Source organism: Nonomuraea sp. bgisy101 (assembly GCF_057708945.1).
Genome location: NZ_JBYITD010000032.1, coordinates 106,227 through 132,894, shown reverse-complemented (window position 1 = coordinate 132,894; position 26,668 = coordinate 106,227). Strand labels below are relative to the sequence as shown.

Sequence of the window (26,668 nt, the reverse complement as noted above, 5' to 3'; positions counted from 1 at the left end):
CCGCGCTGCCCGCCGCGTGACCCGCCGGACGGGCGGGCCGAAGGTCAGGGGCGGCCGGCCGTGACGGCCGGGACGAGGGATTCCTCGCGCCGGCCGCGGGCGGCCCTGGGCCTGGTGCCCGCGTACAGCGCGCCGGAGACGATGAGGACGCCCGCCACCAGCTTGAGCCACGAGATGCTCTCCCCGGTCACCAGCGCCGCCGACGACAGGCCGAAGACCGGGATGAGCAGCGTGTACGGCGCGACCGTCGAGGCGTCGTAGCGCCGCAGCAGCCATCCCCACACCCCGAACCCGCCGAGTGTCGACACGAACGCCACGTAGACGAGCGACCACACGCCTTCCCACGCGAACGTCAGATGCGGGACTCCCTCGACGGCCAGCGATAGCAGCAGGAGCGGCGGCGCCGACAGCGCGCTGACCCACACCATGAAGCGCAGCGAGTCGGGCGGGGCGGCCTTGCGCTGGATGACGGTGCCCAGGCCCCAGGCGGCGGCCGCGCCCACGCACAGCACGAACGCGCCGACGGGCCCGCCCGAGCCGAAGTCGTACGCCACGAGGGCCAGCCCGGCGAAGGCGACGGCGAGCCCGGTGATCCTGCGCACGCCGGGCCGCTCGCCGAGCAGGACGGCCGCGAACACCACGACGAACAGCGCCTGCGTCTGCAGCACGAGCGAGGAGAGCCCGGGCGGCATGCCAGCCCGCATGCCGACGAGCAGCAGGCCGAACTGCCCGACCCCGACCGCGGCGGCCACGCCGACGATCCACTTCCATGCCACGCCGGGCCTGCCCACGAACAGCAGCGCGGGGAAGGCCGCGAGCGTGAACCGCAGCCCCGCGTAGAGCAGGGGAGGGAAGTGCCTGAGGCCGACCTCCATGACCACGAAGTTGAATCCCCACACGGCGGCGAGACCGACAGCTAGCAACAAATGCCGCAAACGCATGCGTCTATGCTCACAAGCCACGACTATTGAGCACAAGCGACATCTTCTAAGGTGAAAGGTTTAGAATAGCTACATGCTCGACCTCAACCGGCTGAAGGCGCTGCATGCCGTCCACGTCTACGGGTCGGTGGGCGCCGCCGCCGACGCGCTGATGGTCACCCCGTCCGCCGTCTCCCAGCAGCTGGCCAAGCTGGAGCGGGAGACGGGCGCGACGCTGCTCGAACGCAACGGCAGAGGGGTGAAGCTCACCGACGCCGCGGGCCTGCTCGCCGAGCACGCCGAACGCATCCTCGCCCTCGTGGAGACCGCCGAGGCCGACTTCGAGGCGTTGCGCGGCGCGGTCGTCGGCAAGCTCGCCGTCGGCGCGTTCCCGACGGCGGCCAGGGGCCTGATGCCGCAGGCGCTGAACCTGCTCAGGCTGCGCCACCCCGACCTGGCGGTACACCTGAGCGAGCGCGAGCCCGAGCGGCAGCTCAGGGAGGTCGCGCGGGGCGAGCTCGACCTGGTGGTCGTGCAGGACTGGCTGAACAGGCCGCTCGCCGTACCGGAGGGGCTGTCGAGGGCGACGCTGCTCGACGACATCGCCGACGTCGCGATGCCCGCCGCCCACCCGCTGGCCGAGCGTAAGGAGGTGGAGCTGGCCGAGCTGTCCGGCGACAGGTGGATCAGCTCCTCGTCCGGCACGATCTGCCATGACTGGCTGGTGTTCACGCTCCGCAGCGCCGAGCTCGAGCCCGAGGTCGCCTGCACGGCCGACGAGTACCCCACCCAGCTCGCGCTCGTGGAGGCCGGCCTGGGCTGCGCCATCGTCCCCAGGCTCGGCAGGGTCCACGTCCCCGCCGGGGTGCGGATGGTCCCGATCAGGCCCAGACAGACCCGGCGCATCTACGCGCTGTGGCGCACGGACGCGGCCAGGCGGCCCGCCATCCGCGCGGCCGTCGAGGCGCTCGTGGAGGCCAGCAAGGAGCTGGAGCTCGGCTGGATCAGCTGATCACGGGCGGCCCGGCCGGGATGGGCGGGCCTGTCCCTCAGCTGATCGCGATCGCGACCATGCCGCCGAGGATGACCCCGGCGGCGACCAGCCGGCGTCGCAGGTCGCCCTCGGCCAGCAGCCGCCCGCCCATGACGACCGCGATCAGCACGCTCACCTCCCGCATCGGGGCCACCACGCTGACCGGCGCCAGCTGGAAGGCGAACAGGGCCAGCAGGTACGACAGCGGCACCAGCACGGCCGCGCCCAGCACCCTCTTCCAGTGCTCGCGCCACACCTCGGCGATCAGCCGCCGCCTGCCCCCGATCACGAACGGCGTGATCGCCAGCATCCTGAACATCTCGCCGAGATAGATCAGCACCATCGGCAGGACCGCGAGCTCCTTCACCATCTGGGCGTCCCAGACCGTGTAGGCGGCGATGAACATTCCCGTCATCAGCCCGAACAGCAGCCCCTTGACGTCACCGGCGCCGCCCCCGCTGAGCAGGAACACCCCGACGCCCACCAGCAGAATCCCCGCGATGCCCAGATGCGTCGGGTGCTCGCCGAGGAACACCACGGCGACGGTGCTGGCCAGCATCGGCCCCGTGCCCCTCGCCACCGGGTACACCACCGACAGGTCGCCGTAGCGGTAGCCGCGCTGGAGCAGCACGAAGTAGGCCAGGTGCAGGGACGTGCTCACGCAGATCAGCGGCACCACCCGCCACGACGGCACGGCGCCGGAGACGATCGCGGCGGGCGTCCACAGCACGGTCGACGCGGCGGCGACCAACCAGAGGAAGACCACGGCGTCGGCTTTCGCGGCCTGCTTGCTCAGCAGGTTCCATCCGGCGTGGGAGACGGCTGCGACCAGGACGAGAGCGAGTGCGAGGGGGTTCACACGTCCACTTTCGCAGGCGGTCCGATCCGAGCGGATAGGGTGGGGCCACCATGGCTGAGACCACCGTCGTTCACCTGCTGCGGCACGGTGAGGTGCACAATCCCCAAGGCATCCTGTACGGCAGGCTGCCCGGCTACCACCTGTCGGAGACCGGCCACCTCATGGCCGAGACGGTCGCCAAGGCTCTGGCCGACCGCGACATCGTCCGCGTCTACAGCTCCCCGCTCGAACGCGCCCAGGAGACGGCCGCCCCCGTGGCCGGCAAGCTCGGGCTGGAGATCGCGCTCGACGACCGGCTGATCGAGGCGGGCAACGTGCTCGAAGGCCGGAAGATCGCGAACCTGGTCAGGAGCCCGCGCAACTTCCGCCACTTCTGGCATCCGGGACGCCCCTCGTGGGGCGAGCCGTACGTGCAGGTCGTGGCACGGATGCGGGCCATGGTCGACAGCGCGCGCGTCGAGTCCCGCGGCCACGAGGCGGTGCTGGTCAGCCACCAGCTGCCGATCTGGATGATCAGGATGGCCGCGGAGGGGCGCAGGCTGTGGCACGATCCGCGCCGCAGGCAGTGCGCGCTCGCCAGCCTGACCACGTTCTCGTTCGAGGGCGACAGGCTCGTCAGCGTCGGCTACAGCGAACCCGCCGCCGCGCTCGTCAAGAGCGGCCCCACCGTCCCGGGCGCGTGACTCCGCCGGTAGAGTGGCAAGCTCTACCGGCTGTAGTACAAGGAGATCATTCTCCCGTGCGCGCGAAACCCCATGCCCTCGCCCTCGTGGCCGTGCTCGCCGTCTCCGGCTGCGCCGGCAGCGCGGGCGGTCAGCCCCAGGCGGGCGACACCAGGTTCGTCGCGGGCGACGGCAAGGTGACCGTGTTCCCCGCGGCCGACCGGAAGCAGGCGCCCGCCGTCGAAGGGACGACTCTCGACGGCGCCAAGGCCTCGATCGCCGCGCACAAGGGCAAGGTCGTCGTGCTCAACTTCTGGGCCTCGTGGTGCGGGCCCTGCAGGGCCGAGGCGCCGGTGCTCAAGGACATCTACGCCAAGACCAAGTCGACGGGCGTGGAGTTCGTCGGCATCGACTTCAAGGACCGCCAGGCCGACGCGCTCGCCTTCGAGCGCACCGAGCAGCCCGGCTACCCCAGCATCTTCGACCAGCCCGGCAAGGTGGCGCTGTCGTTCCAGGGCACCGTGCCGCCCGCCGCGATCCCCTCCACGCTCATCATCGACGAGCAGGGCAGGGTGGCGGCCAGGGCCCTCGGCGCGGTCAAGTACAACGACCTGCTCAAGGCCGTGACCCAGGTGCGCGATGAGTGACGTCGTCGCCTCGGGCTCCCTGCTGCTCGCCGTGCCCATCGCGGTGCTGGCGGGCCTGGTGTCGTTCCTGTCGCCGTGCGTGCTCCCGCTGGTGCCCGGCTACCTGTCGTACGTGACGGGCATGAGCGCCGATCCCAAGCGCGGCCGGCTGGTCCTCGGCACCGGCCTGTTCGTGGCGGGCTTCGCGCTGGTGTTCGTCGCGGGCGGCGCCCTGTTCGGCGGCCTCGGCTCCGCCCTGTACGGCAGCGCCGACGTCATCACGAGGATCGTCGGCGTGCTGACGATCGTGCTCGGCCTCTCCTTCCTCGGCGTCATCCCCGGGCTCATGCGCGACGTGCGCATCCACCGCGTGCCCAACGCGGGACTGGCCGGCGCGCCGCTGCTCGGCGTGGTGTTCGGCCTCGGCTGGACCCCGTGCATCGGCCCCACACTCGCCGTCGTGCTCTCCCTCGGCTACAACGAGGGCAGCGCGGCCAGGGGCGCCTTCCTCGCCGTCGCCTACGCCCTCGGGCTCGGCCTGCCGTTCGTGGTCGCCGCCCTGGCCTACAGCAAGGCGCTGCGCACCTTCCGCGCCATCCGCAAGCACTCGCGGCTCATCACCAGGATCGGCGGCGGCATGCTCGTGACGGTCGGCCTCCTGCTCGTCACCGGGCTCTGGGGGCAGATCATCGCGGGCATGCAGACGTGGATCGGCGGATTCGAGCCGGTGATCTGATGACGGTCGACGAGCTCCAGAAGGAGACGCTCAAACCCGCCAGGCTCGGCGCGGTCGGCTGGCTGCGCTGGTTCTGGCGCACGCTGACCTCGATGAAGACGGCGCTCATCCTGCTGTTCCTGTTCGCGCTGGCCTCCATCCCAGGCTCGCTGGTCCCGCAGCGCTCGGTCGAGCCCGACAAGGTCGCGCTGATCTACCAGAACGACCCGGCGCTGGCCGAATGGTACGAGCGGTTCCACCTGTTCGACGTCTTCAGCGCGCCCTGGTTCGCGGCCATCTACCTGCTGCTGTTCACCTCGCTGATCGGCTGCGTCGTCCCGCGCACCACGACGTACCTGAAGGAGCTGCGCCGCAAGCCGCCCACGGCCCCGAAGAACCTGTCGCGCCTGCCGTACCACGCCGCGGTCGAGGGTCCGCTCGACGTCGAGGAGGCGGCCCGCAGGCTGCGGAAGCTGCGCTTCAGGGTGACCACGGGCCCTGGCTGGGTGTCGGCGGAGAAGGGCTACCTGCGCGAGACCGGCAACCTGCTCTTCCACGTCGCGCTGCTCGGCCTGCTGGTCTCCGTCGGGATCGGCTCCCTGTACGGCTACCGCGGCAACGTGCTGGTCGTCGAGGACGACGGCTTCGCCAACACCGTGGCCGCCTACGACCGCTACATGCCGGGCAACCGGGTCTCCGCCGAGTCGCTGGAGCCGTTCTCCTTCACGCTGAAGGACTTCCAGGCCTCCTACCAGGTCTCGGGCGCGAAACGCGGGCAGGAGCTCGACTACACCGCCAAGCTGTCGGTGCAGGACTCCCCCGCGGCCGCCGCCCGCGACTACGACCTCAAGGTCAACGAACCGCTCGACGTCGCGGGCACGCTCACCTACCTGATCGGCCATGGTTACGCGCCCGTCTTCAAGGTGACCGACGGCAAGGGGCAGGTGGCCTTCAACGGGCCCGTGCCGTGCCTCATCGAGCAGAAGGCGACGCTGACCTCCGGCTGCGTCGTCAAGGTGCCCGACGCCCAGCCCGCCCAGCTGGGCTTCCTGCTCACGTTCCTGCCCACCAGCGTCCAGCTGGGCGACGGCAGCTTCGTCTCCGCCTTCCCCGGCGCGGCCAAGCCCGAGGTGAAGATCCTCGGTGCCTTCTCCGGCGACCTGGGCGTGCGGTCGGGCAAGCCGCAGTCGGTGTACGAGCTGGCGCCGCCGGAGGTCATGAAGAAGCTGAACCCCCTCGTCATGGGGTCGAAGGCGCCCCCGCCGCTCGCGGTCGGCCAGTCCTTCGACCTGCCGGGCGGCGTGGGGAAGATCGAGTTCACCGGCGTGAAGGAGTGGATGACGCTCCAGATCGCGCACGACCCTGGACGCATGCCCGCGCTGCTGTCCTCCGCGCTCGCGACCGTCGCCCTGGTCCTGTCGCTCATGATCCGCCGCCGCCGCGTCTTCGTCCGCGTCAAGGACGGCACCGCGGACGTGGGCGGGCTGACGCGCACCGAGGGCTCGGGCGCGGGCTTCGCCGAGGAGTTCGCCGACATCGTCAAGGTCCTATCCGCAGGAGTGAAGGATGCCCGCTGACCAACTGGCAGGACTGAGCGACGACCTCATCCTCGCCACGGTGCTGCTGTACCTGGCCGCGATGATCGGGTTCGCGCTGGAGTTGGCGTTCGGCAGGGCCCGGACCAACTCGGGCGCGACCTCGATCACCGTCACCGAGGCGGAGGTCACCGAAGGCGTGCCCGCCGTCGCCGTCGCCGCGAAGGCCGCGGTCGCCGCGGGCTCCGCCAAGGGCGGCCCGGCCGAAACGGGGGCGGGCGCCGTGGTCGTCAGCCCGCCAGAGCCGCCCGCGTGGGCGCCCATGGCAGGACGGATCGCCGTCGTGCTCGGCTGGCTCGGCTGGGCGGCCAACCTGGGCTCCATCGTCACCCGCGGGCTGTCCGTCGGCCGCTGGCCGTGGGGCAACATGTACGAGTTCGTGGTGGCCATCTGCTTCGCCGCGGTGACCGCCTTCCTCGTGACCCAGCTTCGGGCCAACGTCCGCTTCCTCGGTGCGTTCGTCATGGTGACGTCGGCGCTCGGGCTCGGGTTCGCGGTCATCTGGCTGCACGTCCAGGCCGGGCCCGTGGTCCCGGCGCTGAACTCCTACTGGATCGCCATCCACGTCTCCGCCGCGGTCATCGCCGGCGGCCTGTTCATCGTGGCGGGCGTCTCAGGCATCCTCTACCTGCTGCGCGGCGAGGGCTTCTCCCGCCTGCCCACCCGCGACGACCTGGAGCGGGTCGCCCACCGGGCGATCGTGCTCGCGTTCCCGATCTGGACGTTCGCCGTCATCGCCGGCGCGCTGTGGGCCGACAAGGCGTGGGGCCGCTACTGGGGCTGGGACCCGAAGGAGATCTGGGCGTTCATCACGTGGATCGCCTACGCCGCCTACCTGCACGCGCGTGCCACCGCGGGCTGGCGCGGGCGCGCCGCCACGATCGTGCAGCTGATCGCGTTCGCGTGCCTGCTGTTCAACCTGGTGGGCGTCAACATCTTCCTCGGCGGCCTGCACAGCTACGCCGACGTCGGCGGCTGACCCGCCGTCCCCTTCATCACGTACGGCAGGCGACTGACCGGGGCCACCCCGGTCAGTCGTCGTCGCGCATGCGGCGGTCGAGGTCGCGCAGGAAGTCGGGGTCGTCGTCGGGGCCGCGGGGCGCCTCGCCCTTGTCCATGATCGAGCGGCCGGGAAGGTGGAACGGTCGCGAACGCGTAGGGCGGCCGAGCAGCAGCCAGAACACGCTGCCGACCAGCGGGACGAGGACGACGATGAGCACCCAGAGGATCTTCGGCAGGTTCCTGGCCTCCTCGTCCGGAGTCGTGATGACGTCGAACAACGAGTAGAGCCAGAAGGCCAGTACAGCCAGTCCGAGAAGCACGCCAGGCATGTCCGTACTGTAGGCCATCCATCACGTGATCGTGCCGGTGCGCTGCCCCATATCGGATGACTCGGGAAGATCAGCGTCGTACCGTGGTACCTGTTTCACGGCAGTCCGACCACGTTTCTCGACAGTTCGACCAAGGAGGCACCACCGGGCACGGCCCGGACGGCTGCACGTCTCGAAGTTCCCGCGCAGGGATGACGCGGGAGAGCGGGCACCGCGGCGCGGGGCCGCGGGGCGAGGGCATGGAGCCAGTGGCTCCAACGTCGTGGAGAGGTGCGATGGCCTTTTCTGACGATCGGCGGACCGGCGACAAGGGCCGTCATCGAAGGGGCAGTCGTTGGTGGCGGCGAGGTTCGTACCTGTTATCGCGCCGTTCGGACACGCCACGCGAGTCGTTCTGGGGCGGTGACAGGGCCGAGCGTACGGAGGAGCCCGAGGACCGCCCCGAGCACGGCGGGCCCGTGCGGCCCGCTGAGCGCCCGACGGCGCCGCCCGCGGGTCAGATGTACGGCAGGCCCCACGAGAGCCCGTACCGCCAGGACGGAAGGGCCGGCGGGCACCCCTACGCCGGACGCCTGGAGAGGGAACGCGGCGACAGGCCGGGGGCCGAGCGCTACGCCGCCTCCGTGCTCGACCGGCCGCAGTACACCTGGCAGGACTTCGAGCGCGTGGACGAGCGGCCGCGAGCCCAGCCCAACCGCCCCGACGTCCCCTCCCAGGGCGACGGCCTGACCCACTGCGGGCGCCTCGAAGGCATCCTGCACCGCCAATGGGACGCCAGAAACGGCCCGCCCTCGGCCGACGCCGTCAGGGCCGTGGAGAGCCTGGCCAGACTGCCGGAACGGCTCAAGGAACTGCTGGCCGAAGGGCTCGAGGGCATCTACGTCGGCGAGGGCGGCGTTCCCGACCTCGACGACATGGGCTACCTGCGCGGAGCGCCGCTCCCGTCGGGACGGGCGACATGGGACATCTGCGCGGGCGCGTACGGCGACCGCAAGATCGTCGTGGGCGACCGCCCCTCACCCACGCCGGACGTGATGATGCACGAGGTCGGCCACGCCATCGACGACGTCGACTCCCCGTACGGCGATTGGGTGTCGGACTCGCCGGAGTTCGTGGCACTCTACGAGCAGGCCGAACCCCTTCTGGCCTCTTCCTTCCACCGCCAGGGCGGCGGGCTCGGGCGCAAGGAGTTCTTCGCGGACGCCTTCGCGGCCATCGCCTCGCGCCAGCGTCCCGCTCTGGTCGACATGTTGGGCGGTGACACGCGGATGGCGCTCAATGTCATGTTGTTCTTCAACCGGCGCTACGGAATCTAGGTGATCAGCCATGTACGTCATCCGGCTCGCTGACGGGACTCTGCGCGTGCCGGAGAGCCTGACCAGCGAAGACGGGCGTCTCATCGGCAACGCGTACGTCGAGGTGGGGCCCGGCGACCCGGACTACGAGCGGTGGCTGGCCGAGGCGCTGACCGAGGAGGAACTCGCCGAACGGCGCAGGCGGTGGGAGGAGGAGAACGACGAGCTGGAGCGCGCGTTCCTCGCCTTCAAGTCCGAGCAGGAGGACGGCTGACCCGTCGACGACGGGTGAGGGGCGGGGGAGCGCATCACGACTCGACCCTTGGCGCGTGCGACGTGACGGCGGCCGGCCGGAGTCCGCTGGAGTGGCGTGGAGGACGGGCCTCGGCCACGTGCCCGCGGTGGGCTCGGCTGTGCGTGCCGTACGGCTGACGGGGCTGTCGGGTGACCCTGCGTGTTCCGGGTTGCACGCGCAGGATCACCGATGACGGACGTCAGACGCGCGGGGACTCACCTGCGGGCCGATCGGCCGTAAGGACGTCCTCGCCACGAAGAAGGGCGTGTACTTCCGACTCGCGGAAGCGACGGTGCCCTCCGGGGGTACGGATGCTACTGATGCGGCCTGCCGCGGCCCAGCGCGTCACCGTCTTTGGGTCTACCCGGAAGAGGGCGGCGACCTCTCCCGGCGTCAGCAGACGCTCGCTGCTACTCTCCACCAATCTCTCCCCCTCGCATCCCGCTTCCTGCCAGCGGGCGGACAGGTACCCAGTGTGTCGAGCGAAGCCTGATATATCCGCGCTTTTCAACAAAGATCACGGGTTGTTATCGGCCGACTGCCCGATTGTTATATGATAGAGCCTCTTTGGGGCTCTCGTGGGTGTTTCTTTACGAAAGCGCCTTACTGGGAACAGTAGCAGCGCTCGCGCCTGGTGCGTAGAGCGACCGCCCCCAGCGCCGAGTAACCTCGAGCTGTGCATCCCGTTCTCGTTTACACCGCGTCGCGGATCGGCCTGTTTGTCGTGACCCTGGGTGTGCTGTACCTGCTGAACATCAGGAACCCGCTGGCCTTGATCGCCTTCGCGTTCGTGATCAGTGGGATCGCCAGCTACGTCCTGCTGTCCAAGCAGCGTGACGCCATGAGCGCACGCATCAGCGACAAGGTCGACCGGCCGAAGCCGGAGGACGACTAGGGCAGGGGGAACATGCCAATCCGGGCATGGTACTCCCGTCCGAGTCGCGTTGTGTCACTACCAACGAGTAGTCCGTCCTTGTGCGCCAGAAATGCCTTGACTCCGATCCCACGCTCCCTGCCCGGATTCCAGCGGAGCGCCTTTCCCGAGACGGGGTGAATGGCCGCGATCCCCTCGCGCGGCACCGCCCCCGGCCCTGCCGAGTCTCGGCCTTGTGGATTGTCCATCCAGCGCTGATGCCCGCCCACGTAGACGGCGGCACCCGTCACGGCCACCGAATAGAGCGAATCCCCGCCCGTGTGGTTGACCCAGGTCGGCTTGACCCCGGCCCCCGCGGCGTGGGTCTCGAACCTGGCGGCGCTGTCGCACGGCTTCCGCCCGCCGCCGGGGCCGCCCGTCGTGACGACGACGAAGTAGCTCCCGTCGGGGGCGACGTCGAGACCCCTCACGTAGGAGGGGAAGGCCTTCATGCACGCCGCGGCGTAGGCGTCGGTGCGCCAGTCGGCGACCTTCGCCCGCACGGGGGTGATGTCGATCAGCCCGAGCTGGTCCCTCGGCAGGCCGTCCAGGGTGGTGAAGCTGCCGTCGACGATCAGCCGGTCACGTGACAGGGCCAGCGCGTGCACCTTCACCTTCGGGGTGCGCGGTGCGCCCGGTCTGATCGTGAAGCCGGAGTCGGGCACGCCCGTCGTCGCGTTGAGCCTGGCCAGCGCCACGCGCGGGCTGGTGAAGTCGCCGCCGACGTACAGCTTCGAGCCGCTCCTGGCCAGCGTCGTGACCAGGCCGCCGCTCACCCGGGGGTTGAAGCTCTCCATGACCGAGCCGTCGGCCATGCGCAGCCGTACGAGGCCGCTGCCGCCGACGTAGACGGTGTCTCCGGCGCCGGGGGCCAGCGCGTACACGGGCTCGGTGAACGAGGGGGCGAAGGTCGGCAGGATCTCGCCCGTCCGCAGGTCGTAGGCAAAGAGATTGTCACGTTCCACGGTGAATGACTGGCTTGCGTCGCTCACCTCGGTGAAGGCGCCGCCGACGACGACCGTGTCACCGACCACGGTGATGGCGTTGACGATGCCGTCGAGGACATGGGGCGTGGAGTCGACGGGATTCGTCGCCACCACGCGCGCGTGCGCGATGGGCGTGACGGCGACGAGCGCCGCGAGGGTGGTTCGGGCAAGCATTCGCAAAGTCTTAGCAGACTCTGGGTAATCGAGTTGCTACTTTCGGTTTATTGTCGCCTAAGCCCTAGGCTTGACCCCATGACCCGCGCTCAGTTGGACAAGCAGCCGCATGAGGTCGCCGCGATGTTCGATCGCACGGCCAAGCGATACGACCTCGTGAACGACGTCATCTCGCTCGGACAGGTGCGGTTGTGGCGCAAGGCCGTCGCCCAGGCCGTCGATGCGGGGCCCGGCGAGATCGTCCTCGACCTCGGGGCCGGTACGGGCACCTCCACCGACTCCTTCACCGGCCTCGGCGCCCGCGCGATCGCCTCCGACTTCTCCCTCGGCATGCTCGCCACCGGCGTCAGGCGCAGGGGCGGCAACTCCCTCACGGGCCAGGGCGTGCCGTTCATCGCGGGCGACGCGCTGAACCTGCCGTTCGCCGACGACGCCTTCGACGCCGTGACGATCTCGGTGGCGCTGCGCAACGTGCACGACACCGAGCAGGCGCTGCGCGAGATGCTGCGCGTCACCAAGCCGGGCGGCAAGCTGGTGATCCTCGAGTTCTCCCACGTGACGGTCAAGTCGTTCGACCTCGTCTACCGGGAGTACCTGATGAAGCTGCTGCCCAAGGTGGCCAAGGTCTTCGGCTCGAACGACGACTCCTACGAGTACCTCGCCGAGTCCATCAGGGACTGGCACGACCAGCCGGCCCTGGCCAAGATCATCCAGCGGGCCGGCTGGGAGCGGGTCGCCTGGCGCAACCTCAACCTTGGCATCGTCGCCATTCACCGGGGCTACAAGCCCCAGGGCTGAACCACTTCCATGGTCACCAGGCCGCCGTTGGCCGGGTGCCGATAGAAGACGACCGCCTGGGCCAGGCAGGCGGTCCTGATCTCGGCCGCGTAGTCCTCCAGCAGTTCGAGGCTCAGCCCCGACCGCAACCCGAGGAGCAGCAGCACGCTCGCGCCTTCCACGCTCATCCTGAGCACGAGCGGCAGGCGGCCCTTCTCCGTGCGCATGGACGTCCTCTTCGCCAGGCCCTGGAAGCGGTGCCGCACGATCACCGCCACCGCCTGACCCACGATCTCCCGCCTGACGTACGGCGTGCCCATGCAGGCGAGCGCGACGCCGACCACGGCCATGGCCGCCGTGAGACCGTTCGTCCACGCCGCCACCTGGACGGTGGCCGTCGAGAGCAGGCCGGCCACCGTCGCCTCGGTCCGCCATCTGAACACCGCCCCGAGGCGCGCGGGCAGGTCCCGCGCCTGCGGGATGCGCGGGTGGTCGCGAGGATGCCCTCCGCCGTCCCGCACCACGTCACGTACTGCTTCGCGTAAGCGGAGGTCGTTCTTCGTCGTGCCGATGTTCGCTGAGCTCCAGAGGAGGAAGCTCCCCTTGCGCGATCCACGCCTGGGGGTGACTCTGGTCATGTCTCACGGCTCCGATGCCCTGTCGTAGGTACGCGGTGCTGAGGGACTTCCGGGCGGATGGAGGCTGTGACCATCCGCCCGTGTCGTCTGCGTGGACATCCGGCTCGAACGTCCGTGGGGAGGTGCGCGCTTCTTCACGTCGATTCACCGTTCCTCGCGCTGCCAAGAGCTACGATGGAGTTTTCCCTCCGGGAAGTGTCGTGCAATTCCCGCTGGGATTATTGGAGAGATGCCCGCCTTCAGAGGGGTTCAACCCTTCCGAGCGGTGGGTAGTACTTCGACACGCTTGTGAGGAGAGCTGAGTGGCGCGGGAGCCGAGCCCCACCGTCAGCCGACGCCGTCTCGCCGCAGAGCTGCGTCGACTCCGCGAGGATGCCCAGGTAACGGGCACCCAGGTCGCCCAGGTCCTGGACGGATCTTCATCCAAGGTGTCCCGCATGGAGAAGGCCCAGGTGGCCGCCCACCGTGAGGATGTCGCCAGGCTGGCCGACTTCTACCAGGTACGGCCCGCCGTCCGTGAGGCGCTGCTCGCCTTGGCGGCGGAGGCGGAGGGCAAGGGTTGGTGGGAGGCGCACGGCGAATCGCTGTCCGAGTCCTACACCACCTTCATCGGCCTCGAGGCCGGTGCCGCGACGATGCTCACGTGGCAGAACGTCATCTTCCCCGGCCTGTTGCAGACCGCCGACTACGCCAAGGCGCTCATCAGCTTCGGCGACGCGTGGAACGCGCTACCGCCGATACAAATCGACCGCCTGGTCAGGGTTCGCGCGCGGCGGGGACGCATTCTCGAGGACCCCGATCCGCTGAATCTCACCGTTCTGCTCGACGAGTCGGTCCTGATGCGCAGGTTCGGCTCGCCCGAGGTCATGCGCAACCAGCTCAGGCACGTGCTGCAGGTGGCCGAACTGCCGAACGTCACCATTCGAGTGGTGCCGCTCGATCGGTCCTCGGCCTTTCACAGTTTCGTTCTGCTGAAGTTTCCCCAGCGTGAGGGCCTGGATCGGCTCCACGACGACCTCGTCTATATCGAGAACGCCACCGACGCGATTCTCGAGGAGAACGAACAGAAGACTTTCGCGTACGAGCGTGTGTTCCACCAGGTGTCGGCCGCCGCGCTGTCAGAAGAGGATTCGCTGAAACTCATCGGAGAACTGGCGCGGTGAATTGGCTCCTCACTGTCGGGGTATGCCCTCTTTGGCCCCCCGACAGTGAGGATATGCCCATGGAGTCAACGACCTCAGAAGAGATCGTGTGGCGCAAGAGCAGCCTGAGTAACCTCAGCGGCGAGTGCGTGGAGGTCGCGAGGGACGGTCAGGCGATACTCGTCAGACACTCCAAGCGGCCGGACGACGCCGTCCTGGAGTTCAGCATCGGGGAGTGGAAGGCGTTCATCGGAGGGGTGGCCCTGGGCGAGTTCTCCTACGAGTGACGGCGCGGTCGTCCTGGTGGTGTCGTCCGGTCAGCAGGCCCCAGTTGGGGGCGTTTGTGCTGGTGCGGGCGCCATGTCCATGGCCCTTAGGTGATAACTTCCTAACTTGCCAGCCTCGTTTTGATAACTCTCCAGTGTCGGTCGGTGATCTTGGGCTTCAATCCATGGAGGATGGGCCCGATGGTCACGCCCGCGCGCGGCTGCGACGACGCACCGTAGCGCCTACTTCTTCTTGGATGAGATGTGAACAGTGCGGTGTTCGGGACAGGTCTTCCCAGCGTCCCTTCTAGCGACCCGGACACCACCTGGCGCAAGAGCTCATTCAGCGGCCCGACAGGGGAGTGCGTCGAGTTCGCTCGGGGTGCCGACGGCGGGGTGATGATCCGGGACTCCAAGGACCCGTCGGGTGGGGTGCTGGCCTTCACTCCCGGTGAGTGGCGGGCGTTCGTCGCCGGGGTTCGCAACGCCGAGTTCGACGTCTGACCGCGAACGCGTGATCGAGTCAAGGCCCTCTGTCGTGGACGGAGGGCCTTCTTCATGGGTAAGCGCGTACCCGGCTGCCATCTGGTGCCGGAAAAGCGCTAGACTGCGTGCCGACAAAGTTTGTGAAGAGCTTCACAAAGGAACGAAGGCCAACACTCCGAGGCCGACCAGCGTGTAGGACAGGACAGGTCCGTGACCGTGCCAGCCGACATCAGGCAAGCGCAGGAGCCCGCCGTGACAGCGCGAGGAACGAGCCGGCCAGCGGCGAAGCGGGCGCGACAGTGAACGCGACCGACACCGACGCCGACGTCATCGTCGTCGGCGCGGGTCCCGCGGGTTCGGCGACGGCGTTCTATCTCGCCCAGGCCGGACTCGACGTCCTGCTTCTCGAAAAGACGCGCTTCCCCCGTGAGAAGGTCTGCGGCGACGGTCTGACCCCGCGGGCGGTCAAGCAGCTCATGAACATGGGCGTCGACATCGACGCCCCCGGCTGGGTCAGGAACAAGGGCCTGCGCGTCGTGGGCGGGGGCGGGCGCTACGACCTCGACTGGCCGCAGCTCGACAGCTTCCCCGACTTCGGCCTGGTGCGCACCAGGCAGGACTTCGACCAGATCGTCGCCGCCAACGCGGTGAAGGGCGGCGTCCGCCTGATGGAGGGCGTCAACGTCACCGGCCCGATCCTGGACGACCGCAGCGGTCACATCGTCGGCGTCACCACCAAGGACGGCGGCTCCTACCGCAGCCGCCTGGTCGTCGCCGCCGACGGCAACTCCACCAGGCTCGCGCTGGCGATGGGGCTCTACAAGCGGGAAGACCGCCCGATGGGCGTCGCCGTACGGACCTACTTCGAGTCTCCGCGCCACGACGACGACTACCTGGAGATCTGGCTGGAGCTCTGGGACGAGGAGACGCTGCTGCCCGGCTACGGCTGGGTGTTCGGCGTGGGCGACGGCACCTCCAACGTGGGTCTCGGCCTGCTCAACACCAGCGACGCGTTCCAGAACATCGACTACCGCGACCTGTTGAAGCGGTGGACGAGGAACATGCCCGCCGACTGGGGCTTCACCGAGGACAACATGACCACCCCCATCAGGGGGGCGGCGTTGCCGATGGCGTTCAACAGGCAGCCGCACTACACCAGGGGCCTGTTGCTCGTGGGTGACTCGGGCGGGGCGATCAACCCGTTCAACGGCGAGGGCATCGCCTACGCCATGGAGACGGGCGAGATCGCGGCCGAGGTGATCGTCAAGGCGCTGCGCGGCACCACACCCGCGCAGCAGGAGCGGATCCTGCGGGCGTACCCTCAAGTGCTTAAAGACGCATATGGCGGATATTTCACGCTTGGCAGGTGGTTTGTCGAAGCTATCGGGAAGCCTGGCGTGATGAGCTTCGGCACTCGCCATGGGTTGCACCACCCCAGGCTGATGCGCTTCGCACTCAAACTCCTTGGTAATCTCACCGACCGGCGAGGCGACGCGTCAGACCGGATCATCAACGCTCTCGCGAAGGTCGTCCCACCAGCATGAATCTGTCATCCGCTCGGCACACACACAGATCAGACTGCGCGCCCGCGCGCGTGGAGATGGGAGAGGAGGCGTAGCGATGGATCTCTATGTGCCCATCCTGGTGCTCGCCGTTCTCGCGGGAGGGTTCGCGCTCTTCTCGGTCGCGATCGCCCCGTTCACCGGTCCCAAGCGCTGGAACCGCGCCAAGCTTGACGCCTACGAATGCGGCATCGAGCCGACGCCCCAGCCCGTCGGTGGTGGGCGCTTCCCGCTGAAATACATGATCACCGCGATGCTGTTCATCGTGTTCGACATCGAGATCATCTTCCTTTACCCCTGGGCCGTGTCGTTCGACATGCTCGGGGTCTTCGGACTGGTCGAGATGGTGCTGTTCATCGTCACCGTGCTCGTGGCCTATGCCTACGTGTGGCGCCGCAAGGGTCTGGACTGGGACTAGATATGGGACTTGAAGAGAAACTCCCGAGCGGGTTCATCCTCAGCACGGTCGAAGCGGCCGCGGGGTGGGCCAGGAAGAACTCGGTGTGGCCGGCCACGTTCGGTCTCGCCTGTTGCGCGATCGAACTGATGGCAACCGGTGCATCGCACTACGACCTGGCGCGCTTCGGCATGGAGCGCGCTTCGGCGTCTCCCCGGCAGGCCGACCTGATGATCGTCGCGGGCCGTGTGTCGCAGAAGATGGCGCCGGTGCTCAGGCAGATCTACGACCAGATGGCCGAGCCCAAGTGGGTCATCGCCATGGGCGTGTGCGCCTCCAGCGGCGGCATGTTCAACAACTACGCCATCGTGCAGGGCGTCGACCACGTCGTTCCCGTCGACATCTACCTGCCGGGGTGCCCCCCGCGGCCCGAGATGCTGATCGACGCGATCGTGAAGCTGCACGACAAGATCCAGAACACGAAGTTCGGCGCGCACCGCGCCAAGCAGATCGACGAGCTCGAACTGCAGGCGCTCCGTACGCTCCCCCTGATCGACCAGGAGGCCGCCAAGTGAGCGAGAACCTCCCCCAGGTGCCGAGTGAGCGGCTGCCCGAGGAGCCCGTGGTCCGCCACGGCATGTTCGGCGCCGCCGACACCGGCGACACCTCGGGCTTCGGCGGCCTCGTCGTACGGCGGGCGCCCCGCCTGTCGACCCCCCGCCCCTACGGCGGCTACTTCGACGAGCTCGTCGACAAGCTGGAGTCGTTCGATGACGACGCCATCGAGCGCGTCGTCGTCGACCGCAACGAGCTGACGCTCCATGTGAAGCGCGAGAAGCTGGTGGAGGTCTGCCGGCGCCTGCGCGACGAGCCCGAGCTGCGCTTCGAGCTCAGCCTGGGCGTGAGCGGCGTCCACTACCCCCACCTCGTGGGCGAGGAGCTGCACGCGGTCATCCACCTGTGCTCCATCACCCACAACAGGCGCGTCCGCGTCGAGGTGAGCGCGCCGGACTCCGACCCGCACATCCCCTCCACGGTGGGCGTCTACCCGACGCACAACTGGCACGAGCGCGAGACCTACGACTTCTTCGGGATCGTCTTCGACGGCCACCCCGCGCTGACCCGGATCATGATGCCGGACGACTGGGACGGTCACCCGCAGCGTAAGGACTACCCGCTCGGCGGCATCCCCGTCGAGTACCGCGGCGCCGAGATTCCCTCTCCGGACAACAGGAGGTCGTACGCATGAGCGAGCACTGCGAGCGGAGCGTCGACGAGCGCAGCGAGGAGCACGCATGAGTACCGGCTACGACGAGGCGACCGAGGGCAGGGTCTACTCGGTCAACGGTGCCGACTGGGACGACGTCGTCGGCGCGGTGCGCGACTCCGAGGACGAGCGCCTGGTCATCAACATGGGCCCGCAGCACCCCTCGACCCACGGCGTGCTCAGGCTCATCCTGACCCTCGACGGCGAGACGGTCACCGAGGCCCGTACCGGCATCGGCTACCTGCACACCGGCATCGAGAAGAACATGGAGTTCAGGACGTGGACCCAGGGGACCACGTTCGTCACTCGCATGGACTACCTCGCGCCGCTGTTCAACGAGACGGCCTACTGCCTCGGGGTGGAGAGGCTCCTCGGCATCGAGGACCGCGTCCCCGAGCGGGCGCAGGCCATCCGCGTCATGATGATGGAGCTCAACAGGATCTCCTCGCACCTGGTCGCGATGGGCACGTTCGGCATGGAGCTGGGCGCGACCACGCCGTTCCTCTTCGGCTACCGCGACCGTGAAATGATCATGGACCTGTTCGAGTACATCACGGGTCTGCGGATGAACATGGCCTACGTCAGGCCCGGCGGCGTGAGCGTCGACCTGCCCGCGGGCACGGTCGACAAGGTCGGCGAGTTCCTCAAGGAGATGCCCAAGCGCATCAAGGACACCCGCAAGCTGCTCGACGAGAACCCGGTCTACACCCGCCGCACCAAGGACGTGGCCTACCTCGACCTGACCGGCTGCATGGCGCTCGGCGTCACGGGCCCGATGCTCAGGGCCGCGGGCCTGCCGTGGGACCTGCGCAAGTCGCAGCCGTACTGCGGGTACGAGACCTACGAGTTCGACATCGCCACCGAGCAGAGCTGCGACGTCTACGGCCGCTATCTCGTTCGCATGAAGGAGATGGAGGAGTCGCTCAAGATCATTGAGCAGGCTCTCGACCGCATCGCGGGGCCGCTGAAGAACAAGCCGGTCATGATCGAGGACAAGAAGATCGGCTGGCCCGCCCAGCTGGCGCTCGGCCCCGACGGGTTCGGCAACTCGCCCGACCACATCGCGCACATCATGGGCAGCTCCATGGAAGCGCTGATCCACCACTTCAAGCTGGTCACCGAGGGCTTCAGGGTTCCGGCCGGCCAGGCCTACGCCTCGGTGGAGTCCCCCCGCGGCGAGCTCGGCGCGCACGTGGTGAGCGACGGCGGCACCCGCCCGTACCGCGTCCACTTCCGTGAGCCGTCCTTCACGAACCTGCAGGCCGTACCGGCAACCTGCGAGGGCGGCCAGGTCGCCGACGTGATCGCGGCCGTGGCATCCATTGACCCGGTCATGGGAGGTGTTGACAGGTGAGGGAGCGCAGCGACCGAACAATGGACACAGCAGTGCAGCTCATGGGTCCGACGAAGGAGGACGCATGAGTTATTCGCCGGAAGTTCGGGAGCGTCTGGAGAGGGACGCCAAGGAGATCATCGGGCGTTACCCGAAGACGCGGTCGGCCCTGCTGCCGCTGCTGCACCTGGTGCAGTCGGAGGACGGCTACGTCTCCGACGAGGGCCAGGAGTTCTGCGCGGAGATGCTCGGCGTGAGCAAGGCCGAGGTCGTGGGCGTGGCGACGTTCTACTCGATGTACAAGCGCAAGCCGATGGGCGACTACCACGTCGGCGTGTGCATCAACTCGCTGTGCGCCGTCATGGGCGGCGATCAGATCTGGGACGAGCTGTCCGAGCACGTCGGCGTCGGTCACGACGAGGCGACCTCCGACGGCAAGGTGTCGCTGGAGCGCATCGAGTGCAACGCGGCCTGCGACTTCGCCCCCGTCATGATGGTCAACTGGGAGTTCTTCGACAACCAGACTCCCGAGTCGGCCAAGCAACTCGTCGACGACCTGCGCGACGGCAAGAGCGTCTCGCCCACGCGCGGCCCGAAGCGGCTGTGCACCTTCAAGGAGGCCTCGCGGGTGCTCGCAGGGCTGCCCGACGACCTGGCCGGTGACGGCCCGTCGGCGGCCGGCCCCTCGCTGGAGGGTCTGAAGGTCGCCAAGGCCAACGGATGGAAGGCCCCCGAGGCATGAGCACCACTCTCACCCCGGTTCTGACCGCCAACTGGGACCAGGCCAACTCCTTCACGCTGGAGGGCTACGGACCCTACGACGCGGCGAAGAAGGCGCTCGGCATGGACCCCGACGCCGTCATCCAGGCGGTCAAGGACTCCGGTCTGCGCGGCCGCGGCGGCGCGGGCTTCCCCACCGGCATGAAGTGGGGCTTCATCCCGCAGGGCGACGGCAAGCCGCACTACCTCGTCGTCAACGCCGACGAGTCGGAGCCGGGCACCTGCAAGGACATCCCGTTGATGATGGCCAACCCGCACTCGCTGATCGAGGGCGTCATCATCACCTCCTACGCCATCCGCGCCAACCACGCCTTCATCTACGTGCGCGGCGAGGTGCTGCACGTCATCCGCCGGCTGCACGCGGCCGTGCGCGAGGCGTACGAGAAGGGCTACCTCGGCAACGACATCTTCGGCTCGGGCTACGACCTGGAGCTCGTCGTCCACAGCGGCGCCGGTGCCTACATCTGCGGCGAGGAGACGGCTCTGCTCGACTCGCTGGAGGGTTTCAGGGGTCAACCGCGTCTCAAGCCTCCGTTCCCTGCCGTGGCGGGCCTGTACGCTTCGCCCACTGTTGTGAACAACGTGGAGTCTGTGGCCAGTGTTCCCAGCATCATCGCCAACGGCGCCGACTGGTTCGCCTCGATGGGCACGGAGAAGTCCAAGGGCTTCGGCATCTTCTCGCTGAGCGGCCACGTCACCCGCCCGGGCCAGTACGAGGCCCCGCTCGGCATCACGCTGCGCGAGCTGCTCGACATGGCGGGCGGCATCCGCGAGGGGCACCAGATCAAGTTCTGGACCCCCGGAGGCTCCTCCACGCCGATCTTCACCGACGAGCACCTCGACGTCCCTCTCGACTTCGAGGCGGTCGGCGCCAAGGGCTCGATGCTCGGCACCCGCGCGCTGCAGATCTTCGACGAGACCACCTGCGTGGTCCGTACGGTGCTGCGCTGGACGGAGTTCTACGCCCACGAGTCGTGCGGCAAGTGCACGCCGTGCCGCGAGGGCACCTACTGGCTCAAGCAGGTGCTCAAGCGCCTGGAGGCCGGCCAGGGAACCGAGGACGACCTCTCCCTGATCACCGACATCGCCGACAACATCCTGGGCCGCTCCTTCTGCGCCCTGGGCGACGGCGCGACCAGCCCGATCCACTCGTCGGTGAAGTACTTCCGCGACGAGTACCTCAAGCACTTCGAGGTCGGCGGCTGCCCGTTCGACCACAAGAAGTCCACCGTGTGGGGTGACTCGTGAGAAAGCGAAGCGAGCGAGCCAATATGCACAGCACCTGGGGCATCGGGCCGACGGAGGAGGTCCGATGACCGCCACTGCCGTAGAGACCACAGTCGTCACCCTCACGATTGACGGCTTCCAGGTCACCGTGCCCAAGGGCACGCTGATCATCAGGGCCGCGGAGCTGCTGGGTATCCAGATCCCCCGGTTCTGCGACCACCCGCTGCTCGACCCCGCGGCCAACTGCCGCCAGTGCCTGGTCGACATCCCCGACGCGGGCAACGGCCGCGGCTTCCCGAAGCCGCAGCCGTCGTGCGCGATCGAGGTCGCCGAGGGCATGGTCGTGCAGACCCAGCTCACCTCGCCGGTCGCCGAGAAGGCGCAGCGCGGCGCGATGGAGCTGCTGCTCATGAACCACCCGCTGGACTGCCCGGTCTGCGACAAGGGCGGCGAGTGCCCCCTGCAGAACCAGGCGATGTCCAACGGGCAGGGCGAGTCGCGCTTCCACGAGCACAAGCGCACCTTCCCCAAGCCGCTCCCGCTGTCGGCGCAGGTCCTGCTCGACAGGGAGCGCTGCGTGCAGTGCAAGCGCTGCATCCGCTTCTCCGACGAGATCGCGGGAGACCCGCTCATCGAGTTCTTCGAGCGCGGGGCCAAGGAACAGGTGGGTGTCGCCGACGGCAAGCCGTTCGACTCCTACTTCTCCGGCAACACCATCCAGATCTGCCCGGTGGGCGCGCTGACCAGCGGTGCCTACCGCTTCCGCGCCAGGCCGTTCGACCTGGTCTCCTCCCCGAGTTCCTGCGAGCACTGCGCGAGCGGGTGCGCGCTGCGCACCGACCACCGCCGCGGCAAGGTCACCCGCCGTCTGGCCGGCATGGACATGCAGGTCAACGAGGAGTGGAACTGCGACAAGGGCCGCTTCGCGTTCACCTACGCGACGCAGCCCGACAGGCTGAGGACGCCGCTGATCCGCAACGAGGAGGGCCTGCTGGTCCCCGCCTCGTGGCCCGAGGCCCTCGCCGTCGCCGCCGCCGGTCTCGCCAAGGCGCGCGGCAAGGCCGGAGTCCTGGTCGGCGGTCGCGTGACCGTCGAGGACGCCTACGGCTACGCCAAGTTCGCCCGCGTGGCGCTCGGCACCAACGACATCGACTTCCGCGCCAGGCCGCACAGCGCCGAGGAAGCACAGTTCCTCGCGCACGCGGTCGCCGGCAAGGGCATCGAGATCTCCTACACCGACCTGGAGCAGGCCCCGGCCGTCCTCCTGGTCGGGTTCGAGCCCGACGAGGAGTCGCCGATCGTCTTCCTGCGCCTGCGCAAGGCATGGCGCAAGAAGGGCCTGAAGGTCACCTCGATCGCGCCGTTCGCCACCGAGGGCCTGGCCAAGATGGGCGGCTCGCTCATCAGGACGCTGCCGGGCGGCGAGGCCGACGCTCTCAACGAGCTCGGCTCCGTGGCCGAGGGCACGATCATCCTGGCGGGCGAGCGGCTGGCCACCGTCCCCGGCGCGCTGTCGGCTCTGGTACGGCTCAGCGCCGCCTCCGGCGCCAGGCTGGCCTGGATTCCGCGCAGGGCCGGTGAGCGCGGCGCCCTCGAGGCGGGCGCGCTGCCGAACCTGCTGCCGATCGGCCGCCCGGTCGAGGACGAGAGCGCCAGGGCCGAGGTCGCCAGGGCGTGGAACGTCGGCTCCATCCCGGCCACACCGGGCCGCGGCACCGACGCGATCCTCGCCGCCGCGCTGAACGAGGAGATCGACGCGCTGCTCGTCGCGGGCGTCGACCCGCACGACCTGGCCGACTCCGAGGCGGCGCTCGCCGCCCTGGAGAACACGCCGTTCATCGTCAGCCTCGAGATCCGCGCCAGCGCCGTCACCGACAGGGCCGACGTGGTCCTGCCGGTCGCCGCCGTCGCGGAGAAGGACGGCACGTTCGTGAACTGGGAGGGCCGCGGCCGCTCGTTCGAGCGGGCGCTGCGGGTCCCCGGCATCATGAGCGACCTGGGCGTGCTGTCGGCCATCGCCGACTACATGGACGTGCACCTGGGCCTGCCCGACGCCGCCGCCGCCCGCAAGGAGCTCAGTGGCCTCGGCGCGTGGCGCGGCACCCGCGTCGGCGCGCCGAACGCCACCCCGGCGGTCCAGCGGACGCCCCAGGCGGGCGAGGCAGTGCTGGCCACCTGGCACCAACTGCTCGACGCCGGCCGCCTGCAGGACGGCGAGCCGTACCTCGCCGGTACCGCCCGCGCGGTCGAGGCGCTGGTGTCGGAGAGCACCGCGGCCGAGATCGGCGTGGTCGACGGCGGCAAGATCGTAGTCGGTGAGACGGTGTCGCTGCCGGTGCGCGTCGCGGACCTGCCCGACCGGGTGGTCTGGCTGCCGACGAACTCCGCCGGCAGCGCGGTCACGCGCGACCTGCGCGTGGTGGCCGGCGACATCGTCAGGATCGGGAGCGCCTCATGAGCTTGACAGTCCTCGCGACGGATCCGACCCTTGCCGACTTCGGCAAGGATCCGCTCTGGATCACCATCATCAAGGCGGTCGGCGTCTTCGCCTTCCTGATGCTGGGCATCCTGTTCGGCGTCTGGTACGAGCGTAAGCTGATCTCCCGCATGCAGAACCGCTACGGCCCCAACAGGGCCGGCAAGTTCGGTCTGCTGCAGTCGGTGGCCGACGGCATCAAGATGGGCCTGAAGGAAGACCTCTTCCCCAACACCGTGGACAAGGTGCTCTACCTGCTGGCCCCGGTCATCATGGTGGTCCCCGCGTTCCTGGCCTTCTCCATCACGCCGTTCGGTCCGATCGTGAACATGTTCGGTGTGCAGACGCCGCTGCAGCTGGTCGACCTGCCGGTCGCCGTGCTGTTCATGCTGGCGATGGGCGCGGTGTCGGTCTACGGCGTCATCCTGGCGGGCTGGTCGTCCCGCTCGCCGTACGCGCTGCTCGGCGGTCTGCGGTCGGCGGCCCAGGTGGTCTCCTACGAGATCGCGATGGGCCTGTCGTTCGTGGCGGTGTTCCTGTTCGCGGGCACGCTGTCCACCTCGGAGATCGTCAAGGCGCAGGCGTCCGGCGGTGAGGTCCTCGGGATCCCGATGCCGTCCTGGTACGTGATCCTGCTGCTGCCGTCGTTCCTGATCTACGTGGTCTGCGCCTTCGGCGAGGCCGCCCGCATCCCGTTCGACCTGCCCGAGGGCGAGGGCGAGCTGGTGGGCGGCTTCCAGACCGAGTACTCCTCGTCGCTGAAGTTCGCCCTGATCATGATGGGCGAGTACCTGCACACCTTCACCGCCTCGGCGATGGCGATCACGCTGTTCCTCGGCGGATGGCGGGCGCCGTGGCCGATCTCGCTGTGGGACGGCGCGAACACCGGCTACTGGCCGTTCCTGTGGTTCCTGATCAAGTTCATCCTGGTCTTCTCCGCTGTTGTCTGGGTCCGCGCCTCGCTGCCCCGCGTGCGCTACGACCAGCTGATGGCGCTGGGCTGGAAGGTGCTGATCCCGCTCAACCTGGCGTGGATCATGCTCGTCGCCACCGTCAAGCTGCTCAGGACCCCGGGCGTCGACCTGACGTTCGTGTACGTCATCGGCGCGATCGTGATCGTCGGAGCCTTCGCCATCTGGTGGCGCTTCGACACCGTGAACCAGCGCCGCAAGGACGAGGAGAAGGCCAAGGTCGCGGCCGAGTTCGAGCAGCTGGCCAACGAGCCGACCGCCGGCGGCTTCCCTGTGCCGCCGCTTGACCTGCCGCACTACCACGGGGTGGAGCGCAAGGAGGTTCCCAGTGGGAGCAACTGATTGGCTGAACCCCGTGAAGGGGTTCGGCGTGACCTTTCACACGATGTTCAAGAAGCCGGTCACGACGAACTACCCGGAGGAGAAGAAGCCGACGGCTCCTCGCTTCCACGGTCGTCACCAGCTGAACCGCTGGCCCGACGGGCTGGAGAAGTGCGTCGGCTGCGAGCTGTGCGCATGGGCGTGTCCCGCCGACGCGATCTACGTCGAGGGCGGCGACAACACCGAGAACGAGCGTTACTCGCCCGGCGAGCGCTACGGACGCACCTACCAGATCAACTATCTGCGGTGCATCCTGTGCGGTCTGTGCATCGAGGCGTGCCCGACCAGAGCACTGACGATGACCAACGAGTACGAGCTCGCCGACTCCAGCCGTGAGAGCCTCATCTACACCAAGGAGATGCTGCTCGCGCCGCTCACCCAGGGCATGGAGCAGCCTCCGCACCCCATGCGGCTCGGCGAGACCGAAGAGGACTACTACCGCTTGGGGCGCGAGAATGGGTGAGACCATCACGTTCTGGGTGCTGGCCGTCGTATCCGTCGGCGCGGCACTCGGAATGATCTTCAGCCGTAAGGCGGTCTACTCGGCGCTCCTCCTCGGCGGCGTGATGCTCTGCCTCGCGGTGCTCTACGCCGTGCAGGAGGCGCCCTTCCTGGCCACGGTGCAGGTCATCGTCTACACCGGCGCGATCATGATGCTCTTCCTGTTCGTGCTCATGCTGGTGGGCGTCGACTCCTCCGACTCGCTGGTCGAGACGCTCAAGGGACAGCGCTTCTGGGCCGGCCTCGCCGGCATCGGCTTCGCCGTTCTGGTGGTCCTCGCGATCGGGAACGCGCTGTTCGTCCCCGAGCCCGCTGGCATGGCGGCCGCCACCGAGCAGGCGGGCGGCAACGTGCAGGCGCTGGCCAGGCTGGTGTTCACCCGCTACGTCTTCGCCTTCGAGATCACCTCGGCGCTGCTGATCACCGCCGCGCTCGGCGCGATGGTCCTGGCGCACCGCGAGAAGGCCGAGCCGAAGCCGTCGCAGAAGGACCTGGCGCGCGCCAGGTTCGCCGAGGGCGACCCCTCGCCGCTGCCCGCGCCCGGCACCTACGCCAGGAACAACGCCATCGACATGCCCGCGCTGCTGCCCGACGGCTCGGTCTCCGAGCTGTCGGTCAACCGGCACCTCGCGCGCTACGACGTCGAACAGGGCCACCTGCCCGACGACCCCAAGCTCGCCGAGGCCATCAGGCACGCGGTCGAGGAGGAACCCGTGACAGAGGCTTCGTCGAAGGAGTCCGACCACCTGGGCGAGGTGACCAAGTGACCACCGAGTACCTGGTCCTCTCGGCCCTGCTCTTCGCGATCGGCGCTATCGGCGTGCTGATCAGGCGCAACGCGATCGTGGTCTTCATGTGCGTCGAGCTCATGCTCAACGCCTGCAACCTCGCGTTCGTCACCTTCGCCCGCATGCACGGCAACCTCGACGGCCAGATCATCGCCTTCTTCGTGATGGTCGTGGCCGCCGCCGAGGTCGTGATCGGTCTGGCGATCATCGTGACGATCTTCCGAACCCGCAGGTCGGCATCCGTGGACGATGCCAACCTGCTGAAGTACTAA

General features: G+C 68.7%; 31 protein-coding genes. 25 read left to right on the top strand and 6 right to left on the bottom strand.

Going from position 1 to position 26,668, the window contains the following annotated elements:
- Window positions 1–44: 44 nt before the first annotated feature.
- Complete coding sequence (locus tag AC3EO4_RS43070; protein WP_379577951.1) at window positions 45–941, bottom strand: EamA family transporter; 897 nt, start codon at window positions 939–941, stop codon at window positions 45–47.
- A 73-nt stretch (window positions 942–1,014) separates the two neighbouring features.
- On the opposite strand from AC3EO4_RS43070, the gene AC3EO4_RS43065 reads away from it, so the two are divergent.
- Window positions 1,015–1,932, top strand: coding sequence for a LysR family transcriptional regulator (locus AC3EO4_RS43065; protein WP_379577949.1), 918 nt, complete (start codon window positions 1,015–1,017; stop codon window positions 1,930–1,932).
- A gap of 37 nt (window positions 1,933–1,969) precedes the next feature.
- Here AC3EO4_RS43065 and AC3EO4_RS43060 read toward each other — a convergent pair whose 3' ends face one another.
- Window positions 1,970–2,812: an EamA family transporter gene (locus AC3EO4_RS43060; RefSeq protein WP_431901464.1), complete on the bottom strand. Its 843-nt coding sequence runs from the start codon at window positions 2,810–2,812 to the stop codon at window positions 1,970–1,972.
- Between the two features lie 50 nt (window positions 2,813–2,862).
- On the opposite strand from AC3EO4_RS43060, the gene AC3EO4_RS43055 reads away from it, so the two are divergent.
- The 5 genes from AC3EO4_RS43055 to ccsA are packed head-to-tail and all read left to right on the top strand — an operon-like array spanning window position 2,863 to window position 7,389.
- Window positions 2,863–3,495, top strand: a complete 633-nt coding sequence (locus tag AC3EO4_RS43055; RefSeq protein WP_379577945.1) for a histidine phosphatase family protein — start codon at window positions 2,863–2,865, stop codon at window positions 3,493–3,495.
- 56 nt (window positions 3,496–3,551) lie between these two features.
- Window positions 3,552–4,121 (top strand): TlpA family protein disulfide reductase, encoded by a 570-nt coding sequence (locus AC3EO4_RS43050; RefSeq protein ID WP_379577943.1) that lies wholly within the window; start codon window positions 3,552–3,554, stop codon window positions 4,119–4,121.
- A complete protein-coding gene (locus tag AC3EO4_RS43045) occupies window positions 4,114–4,836 on the top strand; it encodes a cytochrome c biogenesis CcdA family protein (RefSeq protein WP_431901461.1) in 723 nt (240 codons plus the stop codon). Before AC3EO4_RS43050 ends, AC3EO4_RS43045 begins: the two co-directional genes overlap by 8 nt.
- Complete coding sequence (gene resB, locus AC3EO4_RS43040) at window positions 4,836–6,392, top strand: cytochrome c biogenesis protein ResB (RefSeq protein WP_431901458.1); 1,557 nt, start codon at window positions 4,836–4,838, stop codon at window positions 6,390–6,392. Before AC3EO4_RS43045 ends, resB begins: the two co-directional genes overlap by 1 nt.
- Complete coding sequence (gene ccsA / locus AC3EO4_RS43035) at window positions 6,382–7,389, top strand: cytochrome c biogenesis protein CcsA (RefSeq protein WP_379577936.1); 1,008 nt, start codon at window positions 6,382–6,384, stop codon at window positions 7,387–7,389. The genes resB and ccsA overlap by 11 nt, the downstream gene beginning before the upstream one ends.
- Before the next feature lie 52 nt (window positions 7,390–7,441).
- Here the strand turns inward: ccsA and AC3EO4_RS43030 are convergent, their stop codons facing one another.
- On the bottom strand, window positions 7,442–7,741 hold the full coding sequence (locus AC3EO4_RS43030) for a PLDc N-terminal domain-containing protein (protein WP_379577934.1): 300 nt from the start codon (window positions 7,739–7,741) through the stop codon (window positions 7,442–7,444).
- 275 nt (window positions 7,742–8,016) lie between these two features.
- Here AC3EO4_RS43030 and AC3EO4_RS43025 point away from each other — a divergent pair, with 275 nt between their 5' ends.
- Both AC3EO4_RS43025 and AC3EO4_RS43020 read left to right on the top strand, forming a co-directional pair.
- The gene (locus AC3EO4_RS43025; RefSeq protein ID WP_431901456.1) at window positions 8,017–9,057 is read left to right on the top strand and encodes a hypothetical protein; all 1,041 of its coding nucleotides are present in this window, start codon (window positions 8,017–8,019) and stop codon (window positions 9,055–9,057) included.
- A 10-nt stretch (window positions 9,058–9,067) separates the two neighbouring features.
- Window positions 9,068–9,310 (top strand): hypothetical protein, encoded by a 243-nt coding sequence (locus tag AC3EO4_RS43020; RefSeq protein ID WP_431901454.1) that lies wholly within the window; start codon window positions 9,068–9,070, stop codon window positions 9,308–9,310.
- Between the two features lie 220 nt (window positions 9,311–9,530).
- On the opposite strand, the gene AC3EO4_RS43015 is transcribed toward AC3EO4_RS43020, so the two are convergent.
- Window positions 9,531–9,752 carry a BldC family transcriptional regulator gene (locus AC3EO4_RS43015; protein ID WP_026214226.1) on the bottom strand — a complete coding sequence of 74 codons (222 nt, stop codon included), beginning with the start codon at window positions 9,750–9,752 and terminating at the stop codon, window positions 9,531–9,533.
- Between the two features lie 255 nt (window positions 9,753–10,007).
- Here AC3EO4_RS43015 and AC3EO4_RS43010 point away from each other — a divergent pair, with 255 nt between their 5' ends.
- Complete coding sequence (locus AC3EO4_RS43010; protein WP_379577928.1) at window positions 10,008–10,226, top strand: DUF4229 domain-containing protein; 219 nt, start codon at window positions 10,008–10,010, stop codon at window positions 10,224–10,226.
- On the opposite strand, the gene AC3EO4_RS43005 is transcribed toward AC3EO4_RS43010, so the two are convergent.
- Entirely contained in the window at window positions 10,223–11,404 is a 1,182-nt protein-coding gene (locus AC3EO4_RS43005; RefSeq protein WP_431901451.1) for a hypothetical protein, read from the bottom strand. The genes AC3EO4_RS43010 and AC3EO4_RS43005 overlap by 4 nt on opposite strands.
- A gap of 78 nt (window positions 11,405–11,482) precedes the next feature.
- Between AC3EO4_RS43005 and AC3EO4_RS43000 the strand changes: the two genes are divergently transcribed.
- A complete protein-coding gene (locus AC3EO4_RS43000) occupies window positions 11,483–12,202 on the top strand; it encodes a demethylmenaquinone methyltransferase (protein WP_431901448.1) in 720 nt (239 codons plus the stop codon).
- Here the strand turns inward: AC3EO4_RS43000 and AC3EO4_RS42995 are convergent.
- Entirely contained in the window at window positions 12,184–12,819 is a 636-nt protein-coding gene (locus AC3EO4_RS42995; protein WP_379577923.1) for a hypothetical protein, read from the bottom strand. The genes AC3EO4_RS43000 and AC3EO4_RS42995 overlap by 19 nt on opposite strands.
- A gap of 302 nt (window positions 12,820–13,121) precedes the next feature.
- Here AC3EO4_RS42995 and AC3EO4_RS42990 point away from each other — a divergent pair, with 302 nt between their 5' ends.
- The 15 genes from AC3EO4_RS42990 to nuoK all read left to right on the top strand — a co-directional run bounded on the left by AC3EO4_RS42990 (window position 13,122) and on the right by nuoK (window position 26,668).
- A complete protein-coding gene (locus tag AC3EO4_RS42990) occupies window positions 13,122–13,982 on the top strand; it encodes a DUF5753 domain-containing protein (RefSeq protein ID WP_379577921.1) in 861 nt (286 codons plus the stop codon).
- 59 nt (window positions 13,983–14,041) lie between these two features.
- Window positions 14,042–14,248 (top strand): DUF397 domain-containing protein, encoded by a 207-nt coding sequence (locus AC3EO4_RS42985; protein ID WP_379577919.1) that lies wholly within the window; start codon window positions 14,042–14,044, stop codon window positions 14,246–14,248.
- A 243-nt stretch (window positions 14,249–14,491) separates the two neighbouring features.
- On the top strand, window positions 14,492–14,731 hold the full coding sequence (locus AC3EO4_RS42980) for a DUF397 domain-containing protein (protein WP_379577918.1): 240 nt from the start codon (window positions 14,492–14,494) through the stop codon (window positions 14,729–14,731).
- 281 nt (window positions 14,732–15,012) lie between these two features.
- Entirely contained in the window at window positions 15,013–16,257 is a 1,245-nt protein-coding gene (locus AC3EO4_RS42975) for a geranylgeranyl reductase family protein (RefSeq protein WP_431901443.1), read from the top strand.
- Window positions 16,258–16,333: 76 nt separating this feature from the next.
- On the top strand, window positions 16,334–16,693 hold the full coding sequence (locus tag AC3EO4_RS42970; RefSeq protein ID WP_358128674.1) for an NADH-quinone oxidoreductase subunit A: 360 nt from the start codon (window positions 16,334–16,336) through the stop codon (window positions 16,691–16,693).
- 2 nt (window positions 16,694–16,695) lie between these two features.
- The gene (locus tag AC3EO4_RS42965; RefSeq protein ID WP_379577914.1) at window positions 16,696–17,247 is read left to right on the top strand and encodes a NuoB/complex I 20 kDa subunit family protein; all 552 of its coding nucleotides are present in this window, start codon (window positions 16,696–16,698) and stop codon (window positions 17,245–17,247) included.
- A complete protein-coding gene (locus AC3EO4_RS42960) occupies window positions 17,244–17,921 on the top strand; it encodes an NADH-quinone oxidoreductase subunit C (protein WP_431901440.1) in 678 nt (225 codons plus the stop codon). Before AC3EO4_RS42965 ends, AC3EO4_RS42960 begins: the two co-directional genes overlap by 4 nt.
- A 46-nt stretch (window positions 17,922–17,967) precedes the next feature.
- On the top strand, window positions 17,968–19,293 hold the full coding sequence (locus tag AC3EO4_RS42955) for an NADH-quinone oxidoreductase subunit D (RefSeq protein WP_431901437.1): 1,326 nt from the start codon (window positions 17,968–17,970) through the stop codon (window positions 19,291–19,293).
- 64 nt (window positions 19,294–19,357) lie between these two features.
- The gene (gene nuoE, locus AC3EO4_RS42950; protein WP_379577909.1) at window positions 19,358–20,014 is read left to right on the top strand and encodes an NADH-quinone oxidoreductase subunit NuoE; all 657 of its coding nucleotides are present in this window, start codon (window positions 19,358–19,360) and stop codon (window positions 20,012–20,014) included.
- Window positions 20,011–21,300: an NADH-quinone oxidoreductase subunit NuoF gene (nuoF, locus tag AC3EO4_RS42945; protein WP_379577907.1), complete on the top strand. Its 1,290-nt coding sequence runs from the start codon at window positions 20,011–20,013 to the stop codon at window positions 21,298–21,300. Before nuoE ends, nuoF begins: the two co-directional genes overlap by 4 nt.
- A 64-nt stretch (window positions 21,301–21,364) precedes the next feature.
- Entirely contained in the window at window positions 21,365–23,737 is a 2,373-nt protein-coding gene (locus AC3EO4_RS42940; protein WP_431901434.1) for an NADH-quinone oxidoreductase subunit G, read from the top strand.
- Window positions 23,734–25,068, top strand: a complete 1,335-nt coding sequence (nuoH, locus tag AC3EO4_RS42935) for an NADH-quinone oxidoreductase subunit NuoH (protein ID WP_379577903.1) — start codon at window positions 23,734–23,736, stop codon at window positions 25,066–25,068. The genes AC3EO4_RS42940 and nuoH overlap by 4 nt, the downstream gene beginning before the upstream one ends.
- Window positions 25,055–25,570 carry an NADH-quinone oxidoreductase subunit NuoI gene (gene nuoI, locus AC3EO4_RS42930; protein WP_379577901.1) on the top strand — a complete coding sequence of 172 codons (516 nt, stop codon included), beginning with the start codon at window positions 25,055–25,057 and terminating at the stop codon, window positions 25,568–25,570. Before nuoH ends, nuoI begins: the two co-directional genes overlap by 14 nt.
- Window positions 25,563–26,375 (top strand): NADH-quinone oxidoreductase subunit J, encoded by an 813-nt coding sequence (locus tag AC3EO4_RS42925; protein ID WP_379577899.1) that lies wholly within the window; start codon window positions 25,563–25,565, stop codon window positions 26,373–26,375. The genes nuoI and AC3EO4_RS42925 overlap by 8 nt, the downstream gene beginning before the upstream one ends.
- A complete protein-coding gene (nuoK, locus tag AC3EO4_RS42920) occupies window positions 26,372–26,668 on the top strand; it encodes an NADH-quinone oxidoreductase subunit NuoK (RefSeq protein WP_379577897.1) in 297 nt (98 codons plus the stop codon). Before AC3EO4_RS42925 ends, nuoK begins: the two co-directional genes overlap by 4 nt.

Bases quoted from the DNA above. Each gene is read 5' to 3' on its own strand.
- AC3EO4_RS43070 (WP_379577951.1), bottom strand. From the start codon at position 941: ATGCGTTTGCGGCATTTGTTGCTAGCTGTCGGTCTCGCCGCCGTGTGG.
- AC3EO4_RS43065 (WP_379577949.1), top strand. From the start codon at position 1,015: ATGCTCGACCTCAACCGGCTGAAGGCGCTGCATGCCGTCCACGTCTAC.
- AC3EO4_RS43055 (WP_379577945.1), top strand. From the start codon at position 2,863: ATGGCTGAGACCACCGTCGTTCACCTGCTGCGGCACGGTGAGGTGCAC.
- AC3EO4_RS43045 (WP_431901461.1), top strand. From the start codon at position 4,114: ATGAGTGACGTCGTCGCCTCGGGCTCCCTGCTGCTCGCCGTGCCCATC.
- resB (WP_431901458.1), top strand. From the start codon at position 4,836: ATGACGGTCGACGAGCTCCAGAAGGAGACGCTCAAACCCGCCAGGCTC.
- ccsA (WP_379577936.1), top strand. From the start codon at position 6,382: ATGCCCGCTGACCAACTGGCAGGACTGAGCGACGACCTCATCCTCGCC.
- AC3EO4_RS43030 (WP_379577934.1), bottom strand. From the start codon at position 7,741: ATGCCTGGCGTGCTTCTCGGACTGGCTGTACTGGCCTTCTGGCTCTAC.
- AC3EO4_RS43025 (WP_431901456.1), top strand. From the start codon at position 8,017: ATGGCCTTTTCTGACGATCGGCGGACCGGCGACAAGGGCCGTCATCGA.
- AC3EO4_RS43020 (WP_431901454.1), top strand. From the start codon at position 9,068: ATGTACGTCATCCGGCTCGCTGACGGGACTCTGCGCGTGCCGGAGAGC.
- AC3EO4_RS43005 (WP_431901451.1), bottom strand. From the start codon at position 11,404: ATGCTTGCCCGAACCACCCTCGCGGCGCTCGTCGCCGTCACGCCCATC.
- AC3EO4_RS43000 (WP_431901448.1), top strand. From the start codon at position 11,483: ATGACCCGCGCTCAGTTGGACAAGCAGCCGCATGAGGTCGCCGCGATG.
- AC3EO4_RS42995 (WP_379577923.1), bottom strand. From the start codon at position 12,819: ATGACCAGAGTCACCCCCAGGCGTGGATCGCGCAAGGGGAGCTTCCTC.
- AC3EO4_RS42985 (WP_379577919.1), top strand. From the start codon at position 14,042: ATGGAGTCAACGACCTCAGAAGAGATCGTGTGGCGCAAGAGCAGCCTG.
- AC3EO4_RS42970 (WP_358128674.1), top strand. From the start codon at position 16,334: ATGGATCTCTATGTGCCCATCCTGGTGCTCGCCGTTCTCGCGGGAGGG.
- AC3EO4_RS42965 (WP_379577914.1), top strand. From the start codon at position 16,696: ATGGGACTTGAAGAGAAACTCCCGAGCGGGTTCATCCTCAGCACGGTC.
- AC3EO4_RS42955 (WP_431901437.1), top strand. From the start codon at position 17,968: ATGAGTACCGGCTACGACGAGGCGACCGAGGGCAGGGTCTACTCGGTC.
- nuoE (WP_379577909.1), top strand. From the start codon at position 19,358: ATGAGTTATTCGCCGGAAGTTCGGGAGCGTCTGGAGAGGGACGCCAAG.
- nuoF (WP_379577907.1), top strand. From the start codon at position 20,011: ATGAGCACCACTCTCACCCCGGTTCTGACCGCCAACTGGGACCAGGCC.
- AC3EO4_RS42940 (WP_431901434.1), top strand. From the start codon at position 21,365: ATGACCGCCACTGCCGTAGAGACCACAGTCGTCACCCTCACGATTGAC.
- nuoH (WP_379577903.1), top strand. From the start codon at position 23,734: ATGAGCTTGACAGTCCTCGCGACGGATCCGACCCTTGCCGACTTCGGC.
- AC3EO4_RS42925 (WP_379577899.1), top strand. From the start codon at position 25,563: ATGGGTGAGACCATCACGTTCTGGGTGCTGGCCGTCGTATCCGTCGGC.